The sequence below is a fragment of the Nesterenkonia suensis genome (assembly GCF_054782935.1).
In genome coordinates, this window is the sequence record NZ_BAAGRN010000009.1 from 1 (window position 1) to 23854 (window position 23854).

The 23854-nt window shown below is 64.7% G+C and carries 24 protein-coding genes; 7 read left to right on the plus strand and 17 right to left on the minus strand.

What is annotated here, in order from left to right; translation table 11 throughout:
* Positions 1-148: 148 nt before the first annotated feature.
* Positions 149-352, minus strand: coding sequence for a hypothetical protein (locus ACYVKI_RS08605; protein ID WP_460689941.1), 204 nt, complete (start codon positions 350-352; stop codon positions 149-151).
* A gap of 506 nt (positions 353-858) precedes the next feature.
* Positions 859-3273 (minus strand): LuxR C-terminal-related transcriptional regulator, encoded by a 2415-nt coding sequence (locus ACYVKI_RS08610; protein ID WP_460689942.1) that lies wholly within the window; start codon positions 3271-3273, stop codon positions 859-861.
* A 537-nt stretch (positions 3274-3810) separates the two neighbouring features.
* On the opposite strand from ACYVKI_RS08610, the gene ACYVKI_RS08615 reads away from it, so the two are divergent.
* On the plus strand, positions 3811-4887 hold the full coding sequence (locus ACYVKI_RS08615) for a glycosyltransferase family 2 protein (protein ID WP_460689943.1): 1077 nt from the start codon (positions 3811-3813) through the stop codon (positions 4885-4887).
* 977 nt (positions 4888-5864) lie between these two features.
* Here the strand turns inward: ACYVKI_RS08615 and ACYVKI_RS08620 are convergent.
* The gene (locus ACYVKI_RS08620) at positions 5865-6185 is read right to left on the minus strand and encodes a hypothetical protein (RefSeq protein WP_460689944.1); all 321 of its coding nucleotides are present in this window, start codon (positions 6183-6185) and stop codon (positions 5865-5867) included.
* Positions 6186-6902: 717 nt separating this feature from the next.
* Positions 6903-8006, minus strand: coding sequence for a helix-turn-helix transcriptional regulator (locus tag ACYVKI_RS08625; RefSeq protein WP_460689945.1), 1104 nt, complete (start codon positions 8004-8006; stop codon positions 6903-6905).
* 845 nt (positions 8007-8851) lie between these two features.
* Here ACYVKI_RS08625 and ACYVKI_RS08630 point away from each other — a divergent pair.
* On the plus strand, positions 8852-9508 hold the full coding sequence (locus ACYVKI_RS08630; RefSeq protein ID WP_460689946.1) for a hypothetical protein: 657 nt from the start codon (positions 8852-8854) through the stop codon (positions 9506-9508).
* Between the two features lie 34 nt (positions 9509-9542).
* The gene (locus ACYVKI_RS08635) at positions 9543-9851 is read left to right on the plus strand and encodes a HigA family addiction module antitoxin (RefSeq protein ID WP_460689947.1); all 309 of its coding nucleotides are present in this window, start codon (positions 9543-9545) and stop codon (positions 9849-9851) included.
* 23 nt (positions 9852-9874) lie between these two features.
* On the opposite strand, the gene ACYVKI_RS08640 is transcribed toward ACYVKI_RS08635, so the two are convergent.
* Together ACYVKI_RS08640 and ACYVKI_RS08645 are read right to left on the minus strand one after the other, a co-directional pair.
* On the minus strand, positions 9875-10165 hold the full coding sequence (locus ACYVKI_RS08640; RefSeq protein ID WP_460689948.1) for a hypothetical protein: 291 nt from the start codon (positions 10163-10165) through the stop codon (positions 9875-9877).
* Positions 10166-10302: 137 nt separating this feature from the next.
* Positions 10303-10785 carry a hypothetical protein gene (locus tag ACYVKI_RS08645; protein WP_460689949.1) on the minus strand — a complete coding sequence of 161 codons (483 nt, stop codon included), beginning with the start codon at positions 10783-10785 and terminating at the stop codon, positions 10303-10305.
* A 33-nt stretch (positions 10786-10818) separates the two neighbouring features.
* On the opposite strand from ACYVKI_RS08645, the gene ACYVKI_RS08650 reads away from it, so the two are divergent.
* Positions 10819-11268, plus strand: coding sequence for a hypothetical protein (locus tag ACYVKI_RS08650; protein WP_460689950.1), 450 nt, complete (start codon positions 10819-10821; stop codon positions 11266-11268).
* 48 nt (positions 11269-11316) lie between these two features.
* On the opposite strand, the gene ACYVKI_RS08655 is transcribed toward ACYVKI_RS08650, so the two are convergent.
* From ACYVKI_RS08655 to ACYVKI_RS08695, 9 genes are all read right to left on the minus strand, one after another.
* Positions 11317-12033 (minus strand): DUF6994 family protein, encoded by a 717-nt coding sequence (locus tag ACYVKI_RS08655; protein ID WP_460689951.1) that lies wholly within the window; start codon positions 12031-12033, stop codon positions 11317-11319.
* Positions 12034-12109: 76 nt separating this feature from the next.
* Positions 12110-12331: a hypothetical protein gene (locus ACYVKI_RS08660; RefSeq protein WP_460689952.1), complete on the minus strand. Its 222-nt coding sequence runs from the start codon at positions 12329-12331 to the stop codon at positions 12110-12112.
* Between the two features lie 150 nt (positions 12332-12481).
* On the minus strand, positions 12482-13399 hold the full coding sequence (locus ACYVKI_RS08665; RefSeq protein ID WP_460689953.1) for a hypothetical protein: 918 nt from the start codon (positions 13397-13399) through the stop codon (positions 12482-12484).
* Between the two features lie 613 nt (positions 13400-14012).
* Positions 14013-14999, minus strand: a complete 987-nt coding sequence (locus ACYVKI_RS08670) for a 1,4-dihydroxy-2-naphthoyl-CoA synthase (RefSeq protein ID WP_460689954.1) — start codon at positions 14997-14999, stop codon at positions 14013-14015.
* Between the two features lie 92 nt (positions 15000-15091).
* The gene (locus tag ACYVKI_RS08675; RefSeq protein WP_460689955.1) at positions 15092-15760 is read right to left on the minus strand and encodes a CoA transferase subunit B; all 669 of its coding nucleotides are present in this window, start codon (positions 15758-15760) and stop codon (positions 15092-15094) included.
* Between the two features lie 7 nt (positions 15761-15767).
* A complete protein-coding gene (locus tag ACYVKI_RS08680; protein ID WP_460689956.1) occupies positions 15768-16550 on the minus strand; it encodes a CoA transferase subunit A in 783 nt (260 codons plus the stop codon).
* A gap of 71 nt (positions 16551-16621) precedes the next feature.
* The gene (locus ACYVKI_RS08685) at positions 16622-17419 is read right to left on the minus strand and encodes a 3-hydroxybutyrate dehydrogenase (protein ID WP_460689957.1); all 798 of its coding nucleotides are present in this window, start codon (positions 17417-17419) and stop codon (positions 16622-16624) included.
* Between the two features lie 83 nt (positions 17420-17502).
* The gene (locus ACYVKI_RS08690; protein WP_460689958.1) at positions 17503-18915 is read right to left on the minus strand and encodes a GntP family permease; all 1413 of its coding nucleotides are present in this window, start codon (positions 18913-18915) and stop codon (positions 17503-17505) included.
* 126 nt (positions 18916-19041) lie between these two features.
* A complete protein-coding gene (locus ACYVKI_RS08695) occupies positions 19042-20217 on the minus strand; it encodes a PucR family transcriptional regulator (RefSeq protein ID WP_460689959.1) in 1176 nt (391 codons plus the stop codon).
* A 188-nt stretch (positions 20218-20405) separates the two neighbouring features.
* On the opposite strand from ACYVKI_RS08695, the gene ACYVKI_RS08700 reads away from it, so the two are divergent.
* On the plus strand, positions 20406-21230 hold the full coding sequence (locus ACYVKI_RS08700; protein WP_460689960.1) for a YwaF family protein: 825 nt from the start codon (positions 20406-20408) through the stop codon (positions 21228-21230).
* Here the strand turns inward: ACYVKI_RS08700 and ACYVKI_RS08705 are convergent.
* A complete protein-coding gene (locus tag ACYVKI_RS08705) occupies positions 21137-21904 on the minus strand; it encodes a hypothetical protein (protein WP_460689961.1) in 768 nt (255 codons plus the stop codon). The two genes, ACYVKI_RS08700 and ACYVKI_RS08705, sit on opposite strands and share 94 nt — an antisense overlap.
* A gap of 58 nt (positions 21905-21962) precedes the next feature.
* Here ACYVKI_RS08705 and ACYVKI_RS08710 point away from each other — a divergent pair, with 58 nt between their 5' ends.
* Positions 21963-22955 carry a DUF2332 domain-containing protein gene (locus ACYVKI_RS08710; protein ID WP_460689962.1) on the plus strand — a complete coding sequence of 331 codons (993 nt, stop codon included), beginning with the start codon at positions 21963-21965 and terminating at the stop codon, positions 22953-22955.
* Positions 22952-23467 (plus strand): DUF4269 domain-containing protein, encoded by a 516-nt coding sequence (locus tag ACYVKI_RS08715; protein WP_460689963.1) that lies wholly within the window; start codon positions 22952-22954, stop codon positions 23465-23467. The genes ACYVKI_RS08710 and ACYVKI_RS08715 overlap by 4 nt, the downstream gene beginning before the upstream one ends.
* On the opposite strand, the gene ACYVKI_RS08720 is transcribed toward ACYVKI_RS08715, so the two are convergent.
* Positions 23445-23822, minus strand: a complete 378-nt coding sequence (locus ACYVKI_RS08720; RefSeq protein WP_460689964.1) for a hypothetical protein — start codon at positions 23820-23822, stop codon at positions 23445-23447. The genes ACYVKI_RS08715 and ACYVKI_RS08720 overlap by 23 nt on opposite strands.
* Positions 23823-23854 lie beyond the last annotated feature (32 nt).

Genomic DNA, 23854 nt, shown 5'->3' on the forward strand with positions numbered 1-23854 from the left:
AGCCTTGATGGCCGCGGTGCGGGAGGAGTATTCGGACTGGTGGTCCAGCACCAGACGGACAGCGCGCTCCTTCAGAGCGGGATCGATTCGACGAGGCATGGCTACATCCTTTCAGCTTGAAAAGATGCGGCATCAAACCTGGGGCGCTTCACTCACACTCTGATGCGATGGCCTGCAGGATCAAGAGCGCGCGATCACGCTCGGCTTCGCTGACGTCGAGCAGTTCGGGCCGATGATCACGCAGCTCGGCGACTGCCGGATGGGGCTCCCCCAGTACTGAGGGCACAGCGATAGGTTCAGTCTCATTAGCGGCAGCTGAGTCCTCCGCCTGAGGGACCAGCTGGATGGTCATGTCTCCGTGATCCCGCCCGGTGTACCGAAGAGTGAATCCCTCGGGAACGAGGCGCTCTGCGTTCGTTCGGTGGATCGTCCTACGGCAAGCAGCCCGCACGGACGGGGTGGGATCCGCAATGGTTACCACATTGTCTGAAGCCCCGAGGCTGGCCAGCAGCGCCTCTGGCGAGGTGCTGAGCTCATCCGACGGTTCAGGAGGTTGATCTGACGGAGATTCGACAGGCTTGGTGGTCCCTGGCGTCCGGTCGCGGCGACTCATGGATTCCAGTCTCACAGGGCGGTGACGCGTTAGCGAGGAGGTGAGGGACGGCCCCTCATCCACGGCATTGATTTCTGCAGCCCCGGACGCGCACTCCGCACGTGCTGTTCCTAGAGCCTTGAATCCTGAGATCGGAGGCTGCGAGCGTTTCCGGGACGCTTCTGCTTGGCGGCGTCCCGTGAGTCAGGATGGGGCGAGACACCACTATCGGTGATGTTCTGTGACATTGCAGTTCACTGTGGCGTTCATTCAGGGGGAGGGAGGATACCGAGTGAGGCTGCGTTACGTAGTGCCGACTCGCGCGTCGTGGCTCCGAGCTTTCGGTATATGTTCTGAAGGTGCGTCTTGACGGTGTTGCGCGATATATAAAGTTCCCTTGCGATCTCTTGAACCTGGTCGGTCGAAACCAATGATTCTAGTACGTCTTGTTCACGTTGGGTGATGAAAGTATTGTGATCGTTACGATTGCTATATGGGGTGTCAAACTCCAGAAACTCAATCACTGACTTCGCCTTGCGATCGTGCGCGAGGCTCAGTAGTTCAAGTCGGTCCCTCGGGGGGATGAAAATGACATTGGAACGCACCCCATGGGCTGCCCAGTCCACGGCGGCAGCGCTGAGCCACTTCCAGGTTCTCATTCCGTCCCCGGAGTGCAGGGACGCGCACGCGGACGCAAGCTTGGCATGTGCCAGAGTACGGATCGTGTGCCCCGGCAACTCTACGAGCGTTTCGATATGCTCCATGCTCGGCGGCCGCTGCTGCTCAGAGAGTCCCAGGAGAACTCGGGCCGCAGATGTGTGGGGGCTCTTAGTGTGTACAGGCTCCAGAGCTTCCCTGGCTGCGCGTGTGTTGCCGACGCTGAGCCACGCGCTGGCCAGTGTGGCCCTAAGCGCCTCAGTGGCACTGTTGCTGCCCACGCCGGGGGATGCCGATGGTCGCAGTAGGTCCCTGGAGATGCGCGCAGCCTCCGCTTCGCCCTGCCCAAGACCTTGGTGCGCGATCAGCGAGGCTTGAGCTAGAAACGGCCACGATTCTGCAACTGCAATGTCATCGGCTGCCTTCTGAAGCTCGTCCAGCGCCGCGTCGAACCTGAAGCTATCGAGGTGAGTGAAGGCCCTGGCGAGCACTCCCATGGCCTCTGTCCGCCTTGGCTGGTGATCTGTAGACCATGCTCCACGTTGGTCGGGCTCTTCCATGGCTGCCGCAAGGCGCATGTTGCCCACAAAGGCAAGCGCGCCGGCGGTATGTGCGGTTGCGCTGTTCCTGGATTCAGGTGCCCGACTGAGGCTTACAGATTGTGCAAATGCAGAGAGGGCGTCATCAGTCATGCCCGCCTGCAGCAACGAGTATCCGAGTTCACGCAGAACTATGCTCAGGTGATCCTCGTACCCTTCCATAGCGGAAGGCGTCAACCTGTAGTAGAGGTCAAGCGCACTGAGGCTTTCCCTTCCAGAGGCGTCATAATCGCCGCCCAGTCGCTTGGAGACTGCCCGCATGCCTGCCAGCGAGACGGAATCTACTTCTGCATTGAAATACACTCTGCTGACTGAAGCGTCGGCCGCGATCGCAAAGGCTGTTGAAGCCTCGCCACGCAGTAGCGGGTTGGAGTTCAGGGACAGTGCTAGCCCGAAGGCAAGCATGGGATAGTCAGGCAGCAGTTTCCGCGGCACGCGCTGAAGTGTCGGCAAGAATCGGTCGGTCGTGTACGTTTCGGAGTCTCTAATGATCAGAGATGCGAATATCTTGTCGGCGAGTTCATAGTCTCCTCCATCGATCGCCAGCGACAGCGCGTGATCTATGACCGGTTCGGTGTCGAGAACCCAGGTGGCGGCGATCGAAGAAACTCTCCTGTGTCGCCTTGGATCTCGCTGTGCCCTCTGGTAAAAGGCATCACGAATTACCTTAACGAAACGAAAAACCTGCCGATGATGGGCGTGTGTCACCCAGCTGCCGAAACCGTTGGGCTCGAGGGAGTCCATCAAGAGTCTTGCCGTGCTGCTGCCGAATATGCGAGCTGCCAGGTCGTTGTCTAGATACGGAGGGATGCAGGCGTCGGCGAGGAGTTGTGGCGTGACACTTGGGGGGAGTTGAGCTTCGAGGCGCTTGGCGATGACGTCCATCCACTCTCCGGTGTGCACCTGGTGCGCGGTTTCGAGTTGCGACAGAACCTGTATGAGGGAGTCGACGGCCAATGGAAGACCCCCGGATGCTCGGAGGACAGTGCGGGCCGTCTCCTCTGAGGTCGAGATGCCGCAATGACCGAGCAGTTGCCGAACTTCATCCAGGGTGAACTGCAGCTCACTGGGTCCGGAAACCCTCACGCGATCCGGCTGGTCGGCTTCGTGCCTCTGAAGCGTGGTCGTACACCTTGCTGCAATGATGACCCGAAGCGGGGGCAGGAGCTCCAGTAGCTGGCACAACTCGCGATCGACCTGGGGGATGGACGAGCCAAGGTGCTCGTAGGCGTCGATGACAAGCGTGTCGATTCGGGCGCTCCTGAGCGTCCTTGCCGCGTTCACAGGTGAATTCGTTCGGCCATTATCGCCACCCCAGTCAGTTTTTGCCGTCAGGGAGGAGATTCCTTGGCTGGCCGCGTCCTGCACCATTGCCCAGAACGCCTCACGCGTTGATGCATCCCTGCCGAGCGTCACCCAGGCCACGGACTGAGGAGCAGAGTGCTCGTGGAACCAGCTGTCCAGCAACGCAGACTTTCCACTGCCAATGGGCCCCTGCAGCACACAGAGGCGTATGTCTCGAGTCGTTAGTTGGTCGAGGAGGCGAGGCCGCTTCAGGATACCGGCAACGACATCGGCTTCCTGTGTAGAGCGGCTCATGACCAACCCTGGGATCGAGGCAAGGTATAAGTCAAAACGTGCAACCATTTCTGAATCTACTCGTAATTCACTACACAGTGATCTGTCCTGCTTGAGAGTGCCAGCATAAACTCCTCGATCGCAAGCTAGCACATGACAGGTACTAGTCCGGGGGTGAACTCATAACAATCTGGGGTGAGATTGTCAGAAATAGCTTGATAATCAACTGCGCAGGCACTGAGTCTGGTGGGGTAAAGCGTCGATTCTGGTCACAGTAAGAGCGGGTGAATAGTGGAGGAGCAGACGCCATTAGTCTGCCCAGGGGATTCCGGGCAGGCTCATGGGCCGGAGCGGAGCCAGGGTCAATCATCAACGATGCGTCCGATGCGCTATGTGGTCCTCATCGCGGCAAGGAACGAGGAGCAGGGCGTAGCCGCCACCATACGAAGCGCTCAGCAGATGGTTCCTCGACCCTCACTGGTGCTGGTGGTTGTCAATAACACGACGGACTCGACCGCAGAAGAGGCCCGAAGCGCCGGTGCGCAAGTCGTCATCATGGAGGAGAACCGCGACAAGAAGGCCGGAGCGCTCAACTTCGGCATCGAGCTCCTCGAGCCGTCGCTGCGCAGTCAAGACGCATTGATGATCATGGATGCCGACACGCTGGTCGAAAGGCGATTTGCCACGGTGGCACTGGAGACCTTGGCTGCCCGCGAAGAAGTTGGGGCGGTCGGAACGGTCTTCCTTGGACGCCCTGCCAGCACATTGCTCGGCCGGATGCAGCAGATGGAGTTTCACCGCTATCGGCGTGAAATCCATCAGCGGGACAATAACGCGCTCGTCTTGAGCGGCACGGCGTCGATGATTCGGTGGCAGGCGATCCAAGAAGTCAGGAACGAGAGGCTGGACGGGGCCCTCCTGCCGCGCGGTGAGAGCTACTACGACACTGCTTCCCTGACTGAAGACAATGAGCTGACCTTGGCATTGAAGACCCTGGGTTGGACATGCCTGGCTCCTGGGGTCACGAGCACGACCGATGTCATGGAGAGCATCCGTGATCTCTACCGGCAGCGGCACAGATGGTATCTCGGCGCATTGGATAATGTCAGGAACTATGGCCTGCTGATGCCCTGGCACATGCGTTGGACGTACTGGAGGCAGCAGGCCGGTCTTCTTTCGTCTCTCCTGGTCCTCGCGCTTGTCCTCATCGTCAATGTTGCAGCTATCAGCATCCTCGGATTCAACCCCCAGTGGACCCTGTTTATGCAACTTATCGTCCTTGTTCTTGTAATTCATATATTCGAGAGAGTTGCGACAGTATGGTCGATGGGTTGGCATTATAGAGTCATTGCATCACTATATATTCCAGAGCTTGCATATTCGGTCCTTCTCGTGGCCGTATATTCGCGCGCTCTCTTCGACCATATCCGCAGGAGACGCGGAGAATGGTATTCAACATGAAATGAAAGGAAAAATATGGGATACACTCCTCCTAGTAATGAAGCGCTCGCTACCACGGGAGCATCAGGTGCGCTTGCCGGCACCGCGACTCAGAGTCTCGTGGTCGCGTTGCTCGCTGTCATAGCCGGGACGACATTGCTTGCAGTGAGCCGCCTGATGGGACGGGTGGCCGTGGAACCTATTCGATTCGGTACTACCGACGCTGGTGGATCTGAGCACAAGCTCAGGATGACCTTCAACGGGCGTCCCGTCGGGAATACATCATTCCCAGGCCGTGGCGGGCGTTCCGGGAACAGGGGCCTGGCAGATCAGAGGTGATTCCCTCTGAGGCTTCGCCTGTCGAGGTTTGGGCCGCGGTCGACGGCGTTCAGCGACGTCGGCCGCGGTTCGCCATCCTGGTGTAAGAAGGTATGACGTTGTTGAACTTCACCGGGGCCAGGGTGGCTGGCGACTGATCGCCACAGGAGCTATGGGGCTTGAGGCATCCGCCACGCCGAAGTCTTTACCCTCAACGGAGAGCCCTCCCGGACGGGGTTCCTGTACGGATGGGAGGCAGCGGCCAATTGGCGTGGGCCATAGGCGGTCTCGTCGTGACCCCGAGCTCGCCCAGGGTCTACCTCCCCAGCCGTGCCTGCCGCCGACGCCGGTTATGTGCGCTCGATCCAAGTGAGGATCGCGATGCGTAGATCCTCCCGCGTCGCTCAGAAGCGTCGATCGAGTACCCGTCGATCCGGCCCGAGAAAGCGTCCTTGATCGCGCGGTAGAGCTTGCCCTCGCCCCTGGTGTGCGCGGTGATATCGGTAAGCCACGGCCGGTTAGACACTTCTGCCGTGAGCTCGCACTCGACCAGGTTGTCATGGACCGGCGGGCCGGGTTCGATGCCCTTCGCGCGGGCACTCCTGTTCCCGAACGCCGACCGCCAGCCATTCTCAAATGTGATCCTTCACGCCGTCCGGGCCGAGATCGCCTCACTCACGTCAGGGTCTGCTGAAGGTCTCGTCGGTGAGGAAGCGATGCCCGGACTCGGGATCGTCAAGAGGTGCGTCGAGCAGCGCGTTCGCGCGATACGCCTGGGCCAGCTCCGCAGTGGTGACAAGACTGGCCAGCCAGCGGCAATAGGGTTGACGGGAGTGCTTCAACACCGGCACGTCACCGTGACGGGGACCATCATCGGCGAGTTCTGTCACGAGCGGGAAGATCCTCTTTGGCGGCAGGTGCGCCTGCCAGAGATGCGCCGCCGCGAGGCTGTGGGACTTCGTTCTGTGGTTCGCGCAGACGGATCCGTCGGTTCGCTTCACGCAGCTGATCGGCCTGGGCTAATGACGGCATCGCGTTGGATGTTGCATTATCGTCGCATTCGACGCGGGTATGATGGAGCCACTTCTAAAGCGTCTTGGAATGAACGCCGAAGTCCTCTTGGCGATCTGCTCGATCGTCACGCCGGGCTCACGGTTCTCAGTACCGCGAATGACGTCATAGCGGAAATCCTTCGGTTAGGGATGGGGCGGGCATGTTGCCATCCTTCCAGGCGCGCCCCGCGGGCATGTCATACTCAGATGTCATCCATCTATTCAGCAGCTCCACTCTCGAGGACTGAGCCATCATCAGCACCGTCATCGCTTCCGTTCGCGTATCGTAGTGAGCCGTTCTATTGGATATGGCGAGGCCCGCATCGGTGACAATCCCAAGCAGTAGTGCTTGGCAGATGCGGGCCCCGCCTGTGAGGAATGAGCCGTGCAGGCCACCGCTGGCGTAGCATGACTCGTTATTCAGTTGTGCAACGACCGGTCGAGACGTTCCCATTCGTCGCCAATGGCCGTTGACGGAATCCGTGCAAAGCGCAACACGGTTCCTTGCAGGACCTGGGCTTTCCAGTAGCGCTTATGACTGGTCCTGAGTCCTGCATGAATAAACACTACTACTCGCGGGCATATCAAATGTGAATTGGAGAGCAATGTGGCAGATAATGGTCCTGCAATTGGGCCTCAGATGGACCTCGAAGTCCAGTGATGATCTCAGACGTGGGTCGTCTGCTCAGCCGCAAGATGGCTGCCCAAGAGGCCTAGCTGGTGGGCGCGTGTGACGGCTCCTTCCCTCGTGCGGACGTCCAGCTTCCGGTAGGTAGACATTGCTTGCTTCTTGATCGTTGATAGAGACCGGTACTGTTCCATCGCAATCTCGGCCAGGGATAGACCGTCGGCCATGCGGGCCAGGACCTCACGCTCGCGGGTGGATAGGGCAGTTGTAGAGTTCTGTGCCTCGAAAACGGTGTGAACTGAGGCGGCACGTTCCAAGGCATCGTCAGGGAGGCCAAGCCGGTGCCGCCCCATCCTTTGAGCCAGACAGTGGGAAGCGAGTCGCTGGGCGACGAGTCGGCGTGCGTTGCCTGGAATCAGGGCGAGTGGCAACACGGTGCGCGCTTCGACACAAGCTTCCGCGAGGGCGGCCAGGGCATCCTCGTGGGGCTGGCGAGAGTCAATGGTGATAAGTGCCGCGCACCTTAACGCCTGGAGGTCTGCGTGTTGGCGTGGAGTCAGCTGAAGGCTTTCCGCAGACGGGTGCAATTCCTGGAGGGCAGAGTGCGGCTGATTTCGCATCAACGCCAGGCGTGCGGTGTTTGCCGCCGTGTGGGGGCGGGATTTGGAGCACGACTCGAGGAGTTCCTCAGCACGGTCGAGCTGGCCTGCCGAGAGCAGGAGGATCACCTGCGACTGTTCAGTAACATCGTGTTCGAGGGGGCTCTCCAGCCTCCGCATCCCGGCAGGTCTGGGAGGCAGCCCCCTGAGTAGTCTTCCGAAGAGCTCCGCAAGCGTGTCTAGGGGTTGGAGGAAGCTATCGCTGTCTGATGAGGGGCGCTCCCCAGGTAGTTGCCGCAGCTGGTCGAGATTGAGTCCGTCAGCTGCGTGCAGGACTGCAGCGGACCCGCGAACGGCCATCGTTGCCTCGCCGTCACCCGTAATTGCACTGATCAGCTGGTGGTTCGCTTGAGCGGCCAGTGCCAGCGACGGGATTGGGGCCTCCGGGTGCACTGGACTCTGGGCCAAGGAGTTCTGGCGTTGGGCCTCCGAAAGGTCGTTCATGGAGGCGGCAACCACAGCATACTGATAGTGAAAATACATCGAAGCCTGGCTATGAAGCGGGCGATGCGGGGTTGGGATACTCCTGAGCTGGCGCTCCGTGTACTCGCAGATGAGTTGAGCCCGTTCGTATTCACGTTGCAGGCACAACCCACGACTCAGGTAGCCCGCCAGTACAGCCAGCTGATTGGGCGATCCTGAGGCATGGTCGAGTAGATCGCGCTCAGCTCCCAAGTACGTATTGAGCTCTGCATGAGCCTCATCGAGAGCTGCGAGAAGGGTTGTGGCACTGGGATCGGTGTCGTCGGCGGGCATTCTCCGCAAGTGCATATGTATGAGGGTCAAGACCGGCTGCTGTTGGCGTAACTCAGGCCCAAGGCGTGTGAGATCCCTGAGGGCTTCCTTGTGTTGACGTCCGAGAAAGTCGCACCATCGTGAGCACAGGGTTTCAGCGATCTCGGCGGCAGTCGCGTGCGTCCGCGCTCCTGGAGAGTGATGCTTGGTAGATGCTGGGCTGAAGAGCGCAATCTCCTCCACTGCGCCAGCATCAGGTGTGCCCCGTTCGTCTACTCCTCTAAGCATGCTTTGCTCCCCCGGACTGCGGTTGGACCTCCGATTGATACTGGTTCCAGCATCTGGTGCGCTTTAGTCCATAGCAATGAGGTTAGAGGGTGAAGATTTACTTCACCCCAGGGTGGGGTAGCGTGGGCGATGGTCGTTTCACCGACTCACGCGACGGGCCCGGCTTTCCATGCCTTGATAAGGGCACTTATCAGAGACCACGACGGGACCAGACAGGCATTCCACCTGTGCAGACTTACGCGCTACCGGCATAGGGTGAGTCCATGCGCATCACAACCCTGGCACCGTTGATCCCCGCTGTGGGCGTGGCCCTGATGGACGCGTCCTGCTCGACAGACGCCTCATCCTTGGGAGAGGCCGCGGAAGAACCTGTGCCGGAGACCAGCGCCGAGGATGAAACGCAGACTGACGACATCGACGTGGCAGAGCCGGCCAGTATGCCCTTGTCTGAGGAGCACCTCGCCGAAGGCGAAGAGATGCCCGACTGTCTGGAAGACGGTCACGACCACCGCGTTGAGGGCGGGTCCGTCTTCACTGAGAATGACGTTGTCGTCTTGTTCTGTCCTCGTGAGTCTGCCGAGGACCGTGTCTTCCGGCCGAGTCAGATGCTCTTCCTCGGCGATGAGGTTGAGATCCTGTATCTCGACGGCGAAGAGGGTGCCGGCGTCGAGGTCCATCACCTGCACTGTGAGGATGCGGACGCGTTGGCCGAGAAGGCGCAGCACAATGGAGAGAGCCAGCCGGCGGGATGGCCCCAGGACTGGGACGGTGAGGGAGCCATGCCTGACCCGTACTGCCACCCCGACTACCTGGAGGTCGGCGAGTGGGAGGACCTGGAGGCCTTCACGTCCGCCTGGGAGGGAATCGAGACTTCAACGCTGAACGACCTCGGGCAGTCCCAGGACGAGGTCAACGTTGTCCTGTGGGAGCAGTCCCAGGCGCGGGCGAACTGGTCAGAGTGAATCCGCAGCGGGCCACGACAGTGAAGGGAGGGCTGTGAGCACGACGCATCTCATTCACCCTGGCGCGATCCTCCGCGAGGAGTTCTTGGAGCCGCTGGGCATCACGGCATACCAGCTGGCACAAGACATCGGAGTGGACAAGACCCGGATCTGCAGGATCACCGACGGTGAGCGAGGTATCTCCGCGAACACCGCCATACGCCTTGCCCGGTACTTCCAGACCACAGAGCAGTTCTGGATGAACCTCTCCAGACCACCTACTGCTTGTCGATGGCGCACGCCGGAGGCGATAGCCGGTTCGAAGCGATCAAGGCCTTCCCGCGGCTCTGACACGTGGCGGTGAGGCAAGTCCCCCTTCACCGGGGCTCAGCCTGGGCTGATGCCGGTGCTCATCTGCGTGGCTTCGGCGCGGAAGCGGCTGCTCTGCAAGGGTTCCGCGGAGCTGATGAACGCCTGGGCGACTGTCTCAGCCTCCGCGAAGGACTCAGTGGCGATGTGCAGCTCCAGCTCGAGGATCGTGGCGACCGCTGTCTCGTTGAATCGAGCGGCGAAGACGTTCTCCGGCAAGCAGCGCCGGAGCTCCTCGGCCAGACCCGTCAGGACCCACACGTGAGCGTCCTGGGCGCGTACGCGGAAGTTGATGCGGGCGATCAGCATGCCCTGATCGTAGTCGCCAGCACGTGGAGCGACGCGCACCGCCGGTACTGAGAAACAGGGCGCTCAACGAGTGCTGCTGACCGCGACGTCATGCGGGGTGAGTCTCGGGGTCCTGGCCCTCTGGTGCGCGGTTGCCGCTAGCCCTGCTCGTGGACGAGCTTCACGATCTCGGGCGCGACCACGAAACCATGGGTCTGCTGGTAGCTCGGCGCGTCGGTGTAGCCAGCCTCCATCGGCAGCGCCGCGCCCTCGGGCAGGCCGCGTTCGTCGACCAGCTCGGCAGTGATACTCCGGAACGGGCTGGTCCATTTATTGAGCTTGCGGTCCGGACCGTAGCCCGCCAGGGCGTACAGGTCACCGCGGCTGATGTAACCGTCGTTCTCAAGGGCCGCCTCGAACGCGGCGAGCTGGACGCGCTTGCCCCGCGCCGCCAGCTCGCCGCGCAGGTACTCGACGTGCTCGATCGTCCAGCCCGTCGACTCGGCGGTGTGCCAGTCGGGGAGCTCGGGCTCCAACTCGTGGGCAGAGGTGCTGGATCGCATTCCCCGGACCGTTTCGACGATCTGCCCGACCTGCGCAGTGGTCAGTCCCGCCAGGTCGATGGTAAGAGAGTCGTTCATGCCAACCTCCAAACGTCGGCCCCTCCTGATGCGATGTTCGTGCCAACGGCGACGGGCATTGAGGGGTCGTTAATAAATACCAAGTCGTACAAGAAGCAAGTCTACGGGATTAAATCACTGTATACAAGTATTATCCTCGTATTGCTTCTCTGTGCGAGAAGACCCTCATGCTCGCCGGTTTCGGCTGGGGCGGTGAGGGGCATACCTGACCCGTACTGCCATCCCGACTGCCTGGAGGTCGGCGAGTGGGAGGGCCTGGAGGCGTTTGTGTCCGCCTGGGCGGGCACTGAGGCCCCCGCCGCGACAGTGCTCTGTCATGGCGGCGAGGACGCTCTCCGGCATGCAGTGCCGGAGCTCCTCGGTCAGACCCGTCAGGACCCACGCGCGAGCGTCCTGGGAGCGTACGCGGAAGTTGATGCGGGCGATCAGCATGCCCTGATCGTAGTCGCCGGCACGTGGAGCGACGCGCAGCGCCGGTACTGAGAAACAGGGCGCTTCACGGCTGTTATACGACGTGCTGGCCGGTGCATCTCACTGGTGGCGCAGTGATGCTCTGATGCGTTCTCGACGGGCCTGCAGGAACTGTTCGTTCCTCCGGTGGAAGGCTGGGTAGGCCTCGGGGTCCGTGACTTTGCCGCTGGAGCGGAAGTCGTCGAAGTCGGTGAAGAAGGCGACGTCCTCGCCGGTGTCGGTGAGCAGGTCCTGGAAGTGGAAGAAGTCGACGAACCCGTCGAAGGTCTCGAACAGGTCGAAGAAGTCGGAATACCTGGCCAGGGTCTGCGTTAGTGGGCTGTGCTCGCTGCGGTAGTGGCGGCGCACGCATTCCAGGGTGAGGTCCATGCGGTCGGCGATCTTGCGGGTGAAGCCTCGGGCTCCATTGATCGTCATCTTGCGTTCGATCCGGTTGCCGGGCCAGATCATCACCCCGGCCACCGAATTGGCCAGGGCACGGAAGGCCTCAGCCTGCTCAGCGGTGAAGTATTCCTCGGCCTCGGCAGGACGCCACGAGCGGCCTTGAGTGATCCGGTCGCTGGCGAGCACGAAGCTGCCGCGGTGCGACTCGTGGTGGAGGTAGGCATAGCGGCGGGCGGTGGAGAGCGTGAAGGGGTCCCCATTCGGCAACGGCTTGCTCCACAGGATCTGGTGATACCGGCGCAGGGTCGGACTGTGGCTGTCGGGATCCTTGCCTGGGGGAGTGTCCGAGCGGACGTCGAACTCCACATCGATGGCGTCCAGGCTGTACTCCATGTCTACCAACGTACAGTCCACGGGTGACACTCGGTGTTCCCAGACTCAAATCAATGACTACGTGGGAGGGGATCGATCACAAATATTGCCTCAGCCAGTCAGGAAGGCTCGAGTCGTCAACTGACCAGGACTCCTCTTGGGTCTCGTCCGTGTGCCAGGTGTTCTCATCCCCGTCGAAGATTTTCTGTCGATGGCACTTGTACTTGACCACGGTTTCTGCTTCCCTCCGGTACTCGTACCAGTAATAGTTCTGCTTACCGTGTCCAGACCACTCCTGAGTGGCATAAATTGTTGTCATGAAGACTGAGTGTAACCAGTGATCCGTTGCTTCGGCGGATATCCACGCTCGCGTGATAGAAGTATTCTTTCTGGACGCAGAGTATTGCCGAAATATCCCCGATTCGCGTTACGTTGCCTCTCTGCGAACCCCTTCTCGGCTACGGCTGGATCATCCTCCGCGGCGGACGGGCTGCCTCACGTGCCTCTTGGCCGAACGCCACGCAAAGCGGAGGCCGCTCCGGCATCGGAGAATCGCGTGCTGGAGCGGTTCAACAACGAGCCTCTCCTGTTCTTCCTGGGCGCGTCGTATGAGATCCCGCTCGAATTGACCCTTCTCTCGGCCTCGAGTGAGTTGTTGCACGAGGTTCAGGCTTCGTCGAGCTGAGTCCTGGCGGTCCTGGAGATCGCGGAACTCGTGCCGTGACCGAGGTTCGGTGACGGCATGCACGACTAGATCAGGGGAGCGCTGGAGAATCCGCGCGCTTGACAGGATCTTGGTGATTTTCTCGAGGCTTTTGGAGACCTCATGGATCGTGCCTACCGATGTATGAGACATTCCCTTCAGGGCCAAGATGTCGAGAGTGAACTCTGTCGTGTACGTGGTGCCGGACATGTCTTTGTAGGTGACTGTGGCCAGATGCTCGTCTGGCAGGTCGTCTCTGCCTCTGCGCTCGATGTGGTTGTCGTAGAACGCGCGGATCTCTTGATCTGGTGCCAGCAGAGACATGGGTTCGTTCAGCATTTTCATGTTCTGCATCTGGATCTCAGGATCATCCATCTCGCGTGCGCGAACGGGTGCAGGGTCCAGGGAGATCTCCACGTCGACAGCCGGGCGTTTGCCGATGTTGCGGATGACCAAGTCGAACAGGTTGAAGGCAGCCCGGCTGGTCTCCACCGTCACAAGTACGTAGGGACGGATGGCTTCAGCCTGGGCTTGTACCTGCGCCTCATGGTGCTCCCGGGAGCTCTTCCACTGCTGATGGGCGTAGATGGCTGTCGCCAGGGCTGTGACGAAGAGACCGCCGGTGAATACGGCCGTCCATGCATCCGCGCTGATGCTATTCAAGAACCCAATGATGGCGTCCATGGCGAATCCCTCCTGGTGGTGTTTCGAGTTGCCAGTTGTCCAGTGCCCGGGAACATGCGAGCACGCTCCCGGGCAGCCCTGTTGAGCCGTAGCCCCTGTAGCAAATGGCGTTCGTACTGCAGCATCGGATGGGCCTAGGCATTTGCGCGTATTCGATCCTGTCACTGAGGGCGACCGGGTGCCCTCAGGTGTTCCACGTCCTGTGTGTCAGTGCGAACACAACACCCGGGATTCCCTCTCCGTAGCGACTGGCCTGCTCATAGTTCCTGAAGATGCTCTGTGAGCGGGGCCCCCGAGCTGCTTCGATGAGGCGACGGTCCTGCAGCTGCTGGGCGGCTATGACGTGTGGAGGGCGGGGTGTCGTCACCGTGGGCCAGGCACAGGCCGAGCGCCAGCAGCGCCTTGATCGGTACAAGGCATCGCGCGTCGAGATGAGCGCCTCGGGTCACTTCAATCCCCGGTGCGAAGGCCGCACGGGAACGCGATCACGACGGGAGGGGTCTTTTCGCCACGTCACCGCACCGTGCACAGAAGTGTTGTCCTCCGAATCCTGTGCACGGTGCGTGCACGGTAGAAGCATGTACCCGCGGAATGACAGGGAAGGAGGGCCCTTTTAGAAGTAGTACGGGTAGCTGGACCAGTCCGGGTCACGCTTCTGCAGAAACGCGTCGCGGCCCTCGACGGCCTCGTCGGTCATGTACCCCATGCGGGTGGCCTCCCCGGCGAAGACCTGCTGGCCGGCGAGCCCGTCGTCCACGGCGTTGAACGCGAACTTCAGCATCCGCACCGCCTGCGGGGACTGGGCGGCGATGTCGGAGCACCACTCCAGGGCCACCTCCTCGAGCCGCCCGTGGTCCACCGCCTCGTTGACCGCCCCGGCGGTGACCATGTCCTCGGCGGAGTGCTCCCGGGCCAGGAAGAAGATCTCCCGGGCCTTCTTCTGACCCACCTGGCGAGCCAGCAGGGCGGAGCCGTATCCGGCGTCGAAGGAGCCCACCGTGGCGTCGGTCTGCTTGAACTTCCCGTGCTCCCGTGAGGCCAGCGTCAGGTCGGCCACCACGTGCAGGGAGTGCCCGCCGCCGGCGGCCCAGCCGTTGACCACGGCGATGACGACCTTCGGCATGGTGCGGATCAGCCGCTGCACCTCCAGGATGTGCAGCCGGCCCGCCTGGGCGGGGTCCACCGTCTCGGCCGTCTCGCCCGAGGCGTAGCGGTAGCCGTCCCGGCCGCGGATGCGCTGATCCCCGCCGGAGCAGAAGGAATGCCCGCCGTCCTTCGGCGAGGGGCCGTTGCCGGTGAGGATCACCGCGCCGACGTCGGGGGTCATCCGCGCGTGGTCCAGGGTGCGGAACAGCTCGTCCACCGTGCCGGGGCGGAAGGCGTTGCGCACCTCCGGGCGGTCGAAGGCGATGCGCACCGCCGGCAGATCACGCAGGATCCGTCCCTCGACGTCGCGCTCCACCCGCCGGTGATAGGTGATGTCGGTCAGCTCGAAGCCCTCCACCGGGCGCCACTGCCAGGGGTCGAAGACGTCGGAGACCTTCTCGGGGAGCGGCGGCGCCTGAGCGAGGGATGTGTCAGTGTTCTGTGCGTCGGTCACGTGCAGAGTCTACCGACCAGCGCAGACGACGGCGCGAAGGACCGGTGGGGCGGAATCGTACGCTCTTTCGGCGCCGTCGGGGGCGGAACGCGTCAGTCCAGCTCGACGCCGGTCTCCTCGCGCACCTGCTCCTCGCTCACGCCTGGCGCGGTCTCCACCAGCTGCAGGCGCGGCTCGGCCTCGGTGCCGACGACGTCGATCACCGCCAGGTCGGTGATGATCCGGTCCACCACGCCCTTGCCGGTCAGCGGCAGGGTGCAGGCGGGCAGGATCTTCGGGGAGCCGTCCTTGGCCACGTGGTCCATCAGGCAGATGACCCGCTCGGCCCCGTGGACCAGGTCCATGGCTCCGCCCATGCCCTTGACCATCTTGCCGGGGACCATCCAGTTGGCGAGGTCCCCGGTGGCGGCCACCTGCATGCCGCCCAGCACGGCGACGTCGATCTTGCCGCCGCGGATCATTCCGAAGCTGGTGGAAGAGTCGAAGAACGCCGCGCCCGGCAGCACGGTGACGGTCTCCTTGCCGGCGTTGATCAGATCCGGATCCACGGCGTCCTCGGCGGGATAGGGGCCCACTCCGAGGATCCCGTTCTCCGACTGCAGCACCACGGTGCGTTCGGCGGGGATGTGGTTCGGGATCAGCGTGGGCATCCCGATGCCCAGATTCACATAGGAGCCGTCGGGCAGCTCCTCGGCGGCGCGGGCGGCCATCTGGTCGCGGGTCCAGCCCGCGCGGGACTCGGTGCTGACGTCGCTGCTCATGGCAGGATCACTCCTTCTCGTCGCTGCGGACGGTGCGCTTCTCGATGGGCTTCTCGATCTCCGGACCGACCTCCACGATCCGGTGCACGAAGACCCCGGGCAGATGGACGGCATCGGGGTCGATCTCCCCGGGCTCCACCAGCTCCTCCACCTGAGCGATGCAGAGGCGGCCGGCCATAGCTGCATCCGGGCTGAACTGGCGGGCCGCCTTGTTGAACACCAGATTGCCGTGCCGGTCTCCGCGTTTGGCGTGCACCAGGGAGAAGTCGGTGACGATTGACTCCTCCAGCACGAACTCCAGCTCGCGCCCGTCGTGGACGGGGAAGGGGCGTACCTCCTTCGGGGCGGACGCCTGCGCGACCCCGCCGGCGCCGTCGTAGGTCATCGGGATGCCGCCCTCGGCCACTTGGGTGCCGACGCCGGAGCGGGTGTAGAAGGCCGGGATCCCGGCGCCGCCGGCGCGCATCTTCTCCGCCAGGGTGCCCTGCGGGACCAGCTCCAGTTCCAGTTCGCCCTCCAGGTACTGGCGGGCGAACTCCTTGTTCTCGCCCACGTACGACGACGTCATCTTCACGATGCGCCCGGCCGACAGGAGGATGCCCAGGCCCCAGTCGTCCACGCCGCAGTTGTTGGAGGCCACCGAGAGCCCGGAGGCTCCCTGCTCCAGCAGGGCCTCGATGAGCTGGATGGGGTTGCCGGAGAGGCCGAAGCCGCCGACGGCGAGCGAGGCTCCGTCGGGGATGTCGGCGACGGCCTCGGCGGCGGTCGCCACGGTCTTGTCGATGGTCATGGGTCCTCCTCAGGAACTCGTGGACGGGGACTCGTGCTCTCTGCTGTGATCTGCGATCGGGCGGGCAGGGCTCAGCTGGCCGACCAGCCGCCGTCGACGGCGTAGGACGTGCCGGTCACCATGCCGGCGGCGTCGGAGGCCAGCCAGGTGGCCAGGGAGGCGACCTCCTCCGGCTCCACCAGCCGCTTCACTGCGGACTCGGTGAGCATGATGCGCTCCACCACCTCGTCCTCACCGATGCCGTGGAGGCGGGCCTGGTCGGCGATCTGCTGCTCCACCAGCGGGGTGCGCACATAGGCCGGGTTGAGGCAGTTGGAGGTCACCCCGTGGGCGGCGCCCTCCAGGGCGGTGACTTTGGAGAGCCCCTCCAGTGCGTGCTTGGCGGCCACGTAGGCAGATTTGTAGGCGCTGGCGCGCAGCCCGTGGACCGAGGAGATGTTGAGGATCCGGCCGAACCCGCGCTCGTACATTCCGGGCAGCGCGGCGCGGATGAGCAGGAACGGCGACTCCACCATGAGCCGGTGCATGAACCGCCAGGCCTCGGGGTCGAACTCGTGCAGCGGAGACACCCGCTGGATGCCGGCGTTGTTGACCAGGATGTCGGTGTCCGGCACTCCGGACTCCTCGCCCAGATCCTCGAGCACGGAGGTCTCGGCCAGGTCCACGGTCCAGGCCCGGCCGCCCAGCTCGTCGGCCAGCGACTCGGCGGCGTCGCCGTCACGGTCGCAGACCGTCACATGGGCCCCGGCGGCGGCGAAGGCCCGCACGCAGGCCGCCCCGATGCCGGAGGCGCCTCCGGTGACGACGGCGCGACGTCCGGCCAGCGCATCGGCCGGGATCGGCGGGGTGCGGGTGGGCTGGGGGTCCATGGATCTCCTCCTGGGGGATGACGGTGAGGATCGGGGCGGGCAGGTGTCGGGACTGGCGGACGTCGAGACCGGTGGGGTGCGGATCAGAAGCCGCCGACGGCGGAGACCAGGGCGATCAGCGCGGCCACGACCAGCACCGGGATGACAAGCGTCACCATACCGATGTCCTTGTACGACTGGCGATGGGTGAGCCCGCACACGATCAGCAGGGTGACCACTGCGCCGGAGTGCGGCAGGGTGTCCAGCCCGCCGGCGGCCATGGCGGTCAGCCGGTGCATCATCTCCAGGCTCATCCCCTCCGCCTCGGCCATGGCGCGCAGGTCCCCGCCGAGGGCGTTGAGCGCGATCGTCATGCCGCCGGAGGAGGAGCCGGTGAGGCCCGCGGTGATGGAGGTGGTGACCACCGAGGTGACCAGGGCGTTGGCGCCCATGCCGAACACCGAGTCGCGCACCACGGCGAAGGCGGCCACGGAGGCGACGACGGCGCCGTAGCCGACCTCGGAGGCGGTGGAGAAGATCGGCAGCATGGAACGTTTGACTCCGTCGTGGAATCCGATCTTCAAGGTGCTCCACCGGCCGAAGTTCATGGCGACGATCAGCCCGATGGCGGCGACGATGGCGACCATCACGGCCCACAGGCCGGCCCGGGAGTCGTAGGCGATGGACCCGAAGGTCTCCTCCTGCAGGTAGGACCAGTCCAGGGCGGGGAAGATGACCAGGGTGCAGGCGAAGTTCACGACGAATACGGTCAGCAGCGGAAGGAAGGGGACGATCCGGTTCGGCGGGGTCAGCGCGGTGGTGACCTGGGAACCGTCGTCGGCGGAGCCTCCGATGACCTTCTTGGACTCCGGGGATTCGAAGTGCTCACCCTTGGTGATGAGGCTGCGACGCCGGTGCTCCAGCCACAGCAGGCCCAGGCCGAAGATCAGCACACCGCCGAGGATGCCGACGCCGGGGCCTGCATAGGCTCCGGTGTCGAAGAACTGCCCGGGGATGATGTTCTGCACCTGCGGGGAGCCCGGCAGAGCGGTCATGGTGAAGGTGAAGATGCCCAGCGCGATGGTGCCCGGGATGAGGCGACGGGGGATGTCCGCCACGCGGAACAGCTCGCGGGCCAGCGGGTACATCACGAAGGCGACCACGAACAGGCTGATCCCGCCGTAGGTCATCAGGGCGGAGGTGATCACGGTGGCGGCGATGGCGCTGCGGCTGCCGATCCAGCCGGTCACCGTGCGGGCGATGGACTCCGCGTATCCGGTGACGGTCATCAGGATTCCGAAGATGGCCCCGACCAGGAAGATCGGGAACCAGCTGCCCACGAATCCGGCCATCGCGGGCATGAACACCTCGGTGTAGGAAGCCAGGATCGGGGCCCCGGAGAACACCAGGCAGACGACCGCGGAGATGGGTGCGGCCAGGATGACCGGCACGCCCCGGTAGGCGAGCGTGATCAGCAGCAGCAGGGACACGATGATGCCGATGATGCCCAGGATCATGAGGTCTCCTCTTCGGAGGTGGTGGTCGGACGACGCGATCTCGTCGCCGTGGACCAGCATGCTCCGCGGGCTGTGACCTGGGCTACATCGGCATGTTCAACGCTGGGGCGGTGATCTTGTGCCCAGCTACGAAACGCCGCTCCGCGGAGGGTCGGCCCGCCGGGAGGCCAGTGCCCACGAGACCTCGATCAGCGTGTCCAGATCGCCCAGATCCGCTCCGGCGATCTCCCCGAAGCGCTGGAGTCGGTAGCGCAGGGTGTTGACGTGCACCGGGATGCTGCGGGCCGCCAGAGGGATGTTCATCCGGTGGGCCAGGTAGGCCTCCACGGCTTCGAGCACATGCGCGCCGAAGCTTCCCGCATCCGCCAGCGGCTGCAGGTAGCGCTCGCGGAGCATGGCGGTCACCTCGGGGCTGGCATGCACCCCGGCCCGCCAGGACAGGCTCTCGAGGTCCACCAGCCCGCGCTGTCCCACGGCGGCGGCGGCGCGCAGCGCCGTGGAGGCGGATGTGAAGGACTCGGAAAGCTCCTCCAGCGTCCCCGCGGCGCCGATTCCTGCGGTGACCTGGTCCAGGCGGATGGCGGCTCGGGGTTCGCCGATGATCAGCCCCACCAATGAGCTGCCGCGGACGGCGGTGAGCAGCCGGACGTCGGCCCGTTCGGCCCAGTCCTGGAGGCGGTGCTGGTGCTCCATGTCCTCCGCCGGGTCGGCGTCGGCGGCCAGCGCGCGCAGCGGGCCGGCGGTGGGGATGTCGTAGAGCGCGGCGCCGCGGGCCAGCTCGGCGGGGTCCATCCGGGTGGTGACGGCGTCACCGATCCAGGCGGCCCGCCGGGTGGAGTCCGCCAGGGCGCGGGCGACGTCTCTGTCCTGGTAGACGAGGACGGCCCGGGCGGAGAACGCGTCTCCCAGCTCCCAGAGCAGAGTGGAGGAGTCCAGCACCTGATCGGCGGGGATGCCGTGGGCCGGGGCGTGGTCCAGCAGTCGGTGCAGGATCACCGACATGCAGACGCGGAATCCGGCGAGCACGCTGCCGACGGGCACGCCTTGGGCGTGGCGCTCGGAGGCCAGGGCGTCGGCCTCGGCGACGTCGTCACGGGAAGGGTCGAAGCCGGCACGGATGGCCCGGATGCTCAGGTTGATGTTCCGCCGCACTGAGGCTTGCAGCGCGGCGGTGGGGACGTCGTCGTAGCCAGGCACAGTGGCGCGCAGCTCGCGGATGGTCTGCTCGAGGATCGACTCATCCTGTGCGAGACGGGTCAGCAGCTCATCCCACCGGGTCTCGGGTCTCTCCTCCGCGGTCATGAAGCTCACGATACCGCTGTCGCCGTCGGGAGCTCCGGCCGTTCTGCACCCCGGAATCACGTCTGCCTCACCAGACATGGCGGGGCGATCGTGATTCCGGGGTGCACTTCCCTCCGCAGGGAGCGGGCGAAGCTGTGCGGCGCTCTGGGCTGTGGGGTCGGTGCCCCGCTCACACGTAGAGTGGAGAGGTGACCCCTGCGATCGCGGCCGCCCTCCCGGAGGTCTTCGGCGCCCGGCACCTGGCCCTGCTCGGGCTGGCGGCCGTCCTGGGCGCCGTCGTGATCTGGGGTGGGAGGCGCCTGCGCGGTCACCCGGTGGAGCAGCGCGTGACAGTGCTCGCGGGGTGGATCCTGTTGGCGGCATCGCTGGCCTGGATGGGTTGGTGGATGCTGCCGGAGAACTGGCACATCGGGCGCTCGCTGCCGTTGCATTACTCCGACGTGCTGCGCATCATCGCCGCGGTCGCGCTCATCCGCCGCGCCCGCTGGGCGGTGGCCATCACCTGGTATTGGGGGCTGACGCTCAACACCCAGGCGCTGCTGACTCCGCATCCCAGCCAGCTGCGGCTCTCCCCGGTGGAGTTCCCCTTCTACTGGGGGCTGCACATCGTGGTGCTGCTGGTGGCGCTGCTGGTCGTCTGGGGGTTGGGCCACCGGCCGACGTGGCGGGACTTCGGCATCGCCTACGGGGCGGTGCTGGCGTGGGCGGGGCTCGTGATGGTCCTCAACTCCTGGCTGGGCACCAACTACGGATTTCTCAACGCGCTTCCCCCGGGCGACTCGATTCTGGATCTGCTGGGACCCTGGCCGATCTACATCCTCTGGGAGATCGTGCTCGTCGCTGCGGTGTGGGCGCTGATGACGCTGCCCTGGACCAGGTCGGGTTCCCGGGCCAGACAGCGGACCCGGACGCCAGCTCCTCAGCGCAGCGCGGTCGGCAACCGACGGGGCCGGTACCGCGCCATGAAGAAGCCGCGCCAGGGCCGGGGCCCAGAGTCTGGGGCGCCGGACTGATACGGCGACGACGGCGCGTCCCCCACGGACCGCCGGAGCACCACTGCGCTGCGGGCCGGGACGTCCGGATCGTAGGGGTGGTTGGGGTCGTAGACCAGCAGCTCCAGTTCGCCCGCCGGGGTGCGTCGATACCCGTGGCAGACCGCCTGGTGGTTGCGGCCCAGCGCCGACGGGCGCAGCGAGTGGACGCTCACCAGGCCGATGACCACGGGGACGCCGTCGTCGAGTGAGGCCAGGGCGCGCCGGAGCTCCCGCCGGGTGAGCCGGATCAGCCACCCGGTGGGCAGTGCGCTCCACGTCAGATACCGGAGCCCATTGCGGGCCCCGCCCCAACCGGTGAGCATGCTGTGGCGCTGACGGGTGCGGATGTGGTCGGCCAGCGGATGCCCATCCGGTGGGACGTCCGGACAGGTCCCGTCCGCCGTGCGGAAGTCCTCAGCCGTCGACGCCGGCACCTCCGCTCCGGCGTGGAAGTGGTCCAGCGCGGAGAACGCCATGCCGCCGCATCGCCCGCGTCCGGTCCAGGTGACCCTTCGGCCCACGATCGGTGGCAGTCGGCAGGAGAAGAGCACGTCGACGAACCGGTTGGGGAACCGGAAGGCCTGCCGACGCAGGGAGAAACCGGTGCGGCGCTCGGTACCTGAGGGCGCTTCAGAGTCCGGGGTGCGCTCCATGTGGTCACCGTACCGGAGGGTCCTTCCCCGGATGCTGAGCTGGCCGTAGGGTGTGGGTATGCGGGAGATCACACACGACGGCGACCTGGACCATCTGCGCGAGTTCTACCGGCACTTCGGGCACGTCGAGGCGGCCCCGGTGTCAGTGCTGTACGAGGACTGGGCCCTGGGGGTCGCCGAGGACACCGAAGTGCTCGACCGCCTGCTCGGCCTGCCGCCGGAGAAGCGCCAGCCGAACCTGCTCTTCGCCGCTGCGCGCCTCCACGGCACTCCGCTGAAGTCTTGGGAGGACGCCCGCCCGCAGGTCATCACCCACTGGGAGGACATCGCCGAGACGATGCGGCAGCGCCGCACCCAGACCAACGAGCCCGGACGCAGTGCGGTGCTGAACCTCGCGCTCGCACAGATCGAGGGGCCGGTGGCGCTCATCGAGGTGGGGGCCTCGGCCGGCCTGCTGCTTTACCCGGACTGCTGGACGATCCGCTATGGCACCGCGGCCGGGCCCGTCACTCTGGAGCCGACCGGCCCCATCCGGGCAGAGGTGGAGCTGGACTGCGGACTGGAGGGGGTCGAGGCGCCGTCGTCGTTGCCGGAGATCGCCTGGCGGGCCGGGGTGGACCTCAACCCGTTGGACCTGCGCCACGAGGAAGACCGCGAATGGTTGGAGACCCTGGTGTGGCCGGGCATGGAGTACCGCCTGGACCGCATCCACGCCGGGGCTCTGCTGGTGGCGTCCCAGCCGCCGTCGCTGGTGCGCGGCGACCTCAACGGGATGCTGCCCCAGCTGCTCTCCCAGGTCCCCTACGGTGTCACCCCGGTGGTCTTTCACTCGGCGGTGCTGGCCTATCTGCCGCTGGAGGACCGGGAGTCGTTCGTCCGACAGGTGCGGGCCTCCCACGCCCGGTGGATCTCCAACGAGGGCGCCCGGGTGCTGCCGGAGATCACCGAAAAGCTGCCCCAGGGCGGCGACACCCCGGACTTCGTGCTGGCCCTCGACGGCGAGCCGATCGCCCGCACGGGCCCCCACGGGCAGTACGCCCAGGCACTGTGACTCAGGGGAGCCGTAGGCGGCTGGCGGAGGCGCAGCGGTTGGTGGACGGGCTCGGGCTCGATGGCATCGCGGGCGTCGAAGACTGGGCGCTGGCGGGCACGCTGCCGATCGGTGTTGACATCGAGGGCTCTGACCTGGACGTGCTCATCCACGCGCACGATATCGACATCGTTTACGAGAGACTGCATGATCGGTTCGCCGATGAGCTGGGGTTCAGTGCCTGGCGGCACAGTCGAGAAGCGGCCTGGTGCGTGGCCTTCCGCCGGGCGGGTCATCTGGTGGAGCTCTTCGTCCAGGCGCTGCCGGTGGCTCAGCACCGGGCGCACCGGCACATGGTGGCAGAGCGCCGCCTGTTGGAGGCACACGGTGAACGGCTTCGGGATCGGGTGCGGGGGTTGAAGTCTCACGGCATGAAGACGGAACCTGCCTTCGCCCAGGCGTTGGGCATCTCGGGCGACCCCTATGCGGCCCTTCTGGACGACGACGTCGTCAGTGCCTGGTGTCGCCGCTGAGGCCGTCGGGCTCGCCGGAGTCGCCGTCATTCGGCTTGCCGCTGTTCCGCTCGTCGTCGGCGTCGGCCGACGTCCGTCCTGTGCTTCCCTCGAGGCTCTCCAGCCGGGCCTCCAGCATGTCCAGGCGCCACCGGTCCTCGGCGGTGAGGTTCTCCTCCGCACGGGTGGGGATGTGCGGCTCCTCCACCTCCGGGGCGGCGGGTCGCCTCTCCAGCTCCGCGAGGCGCTTCTTGAGCTGCTCGAGCTCCTCCCGGTCGCCCGGGGCCCCGATGCCGCGCTCCGACCGTGTGGTGACCACGGCGACGATGCCACCGACGATGATGGCGGTGAGGACGATCCAGGCGAACCATGGCATGGCCACACGGTAGCAGGGGGTCAGGAGCGTGC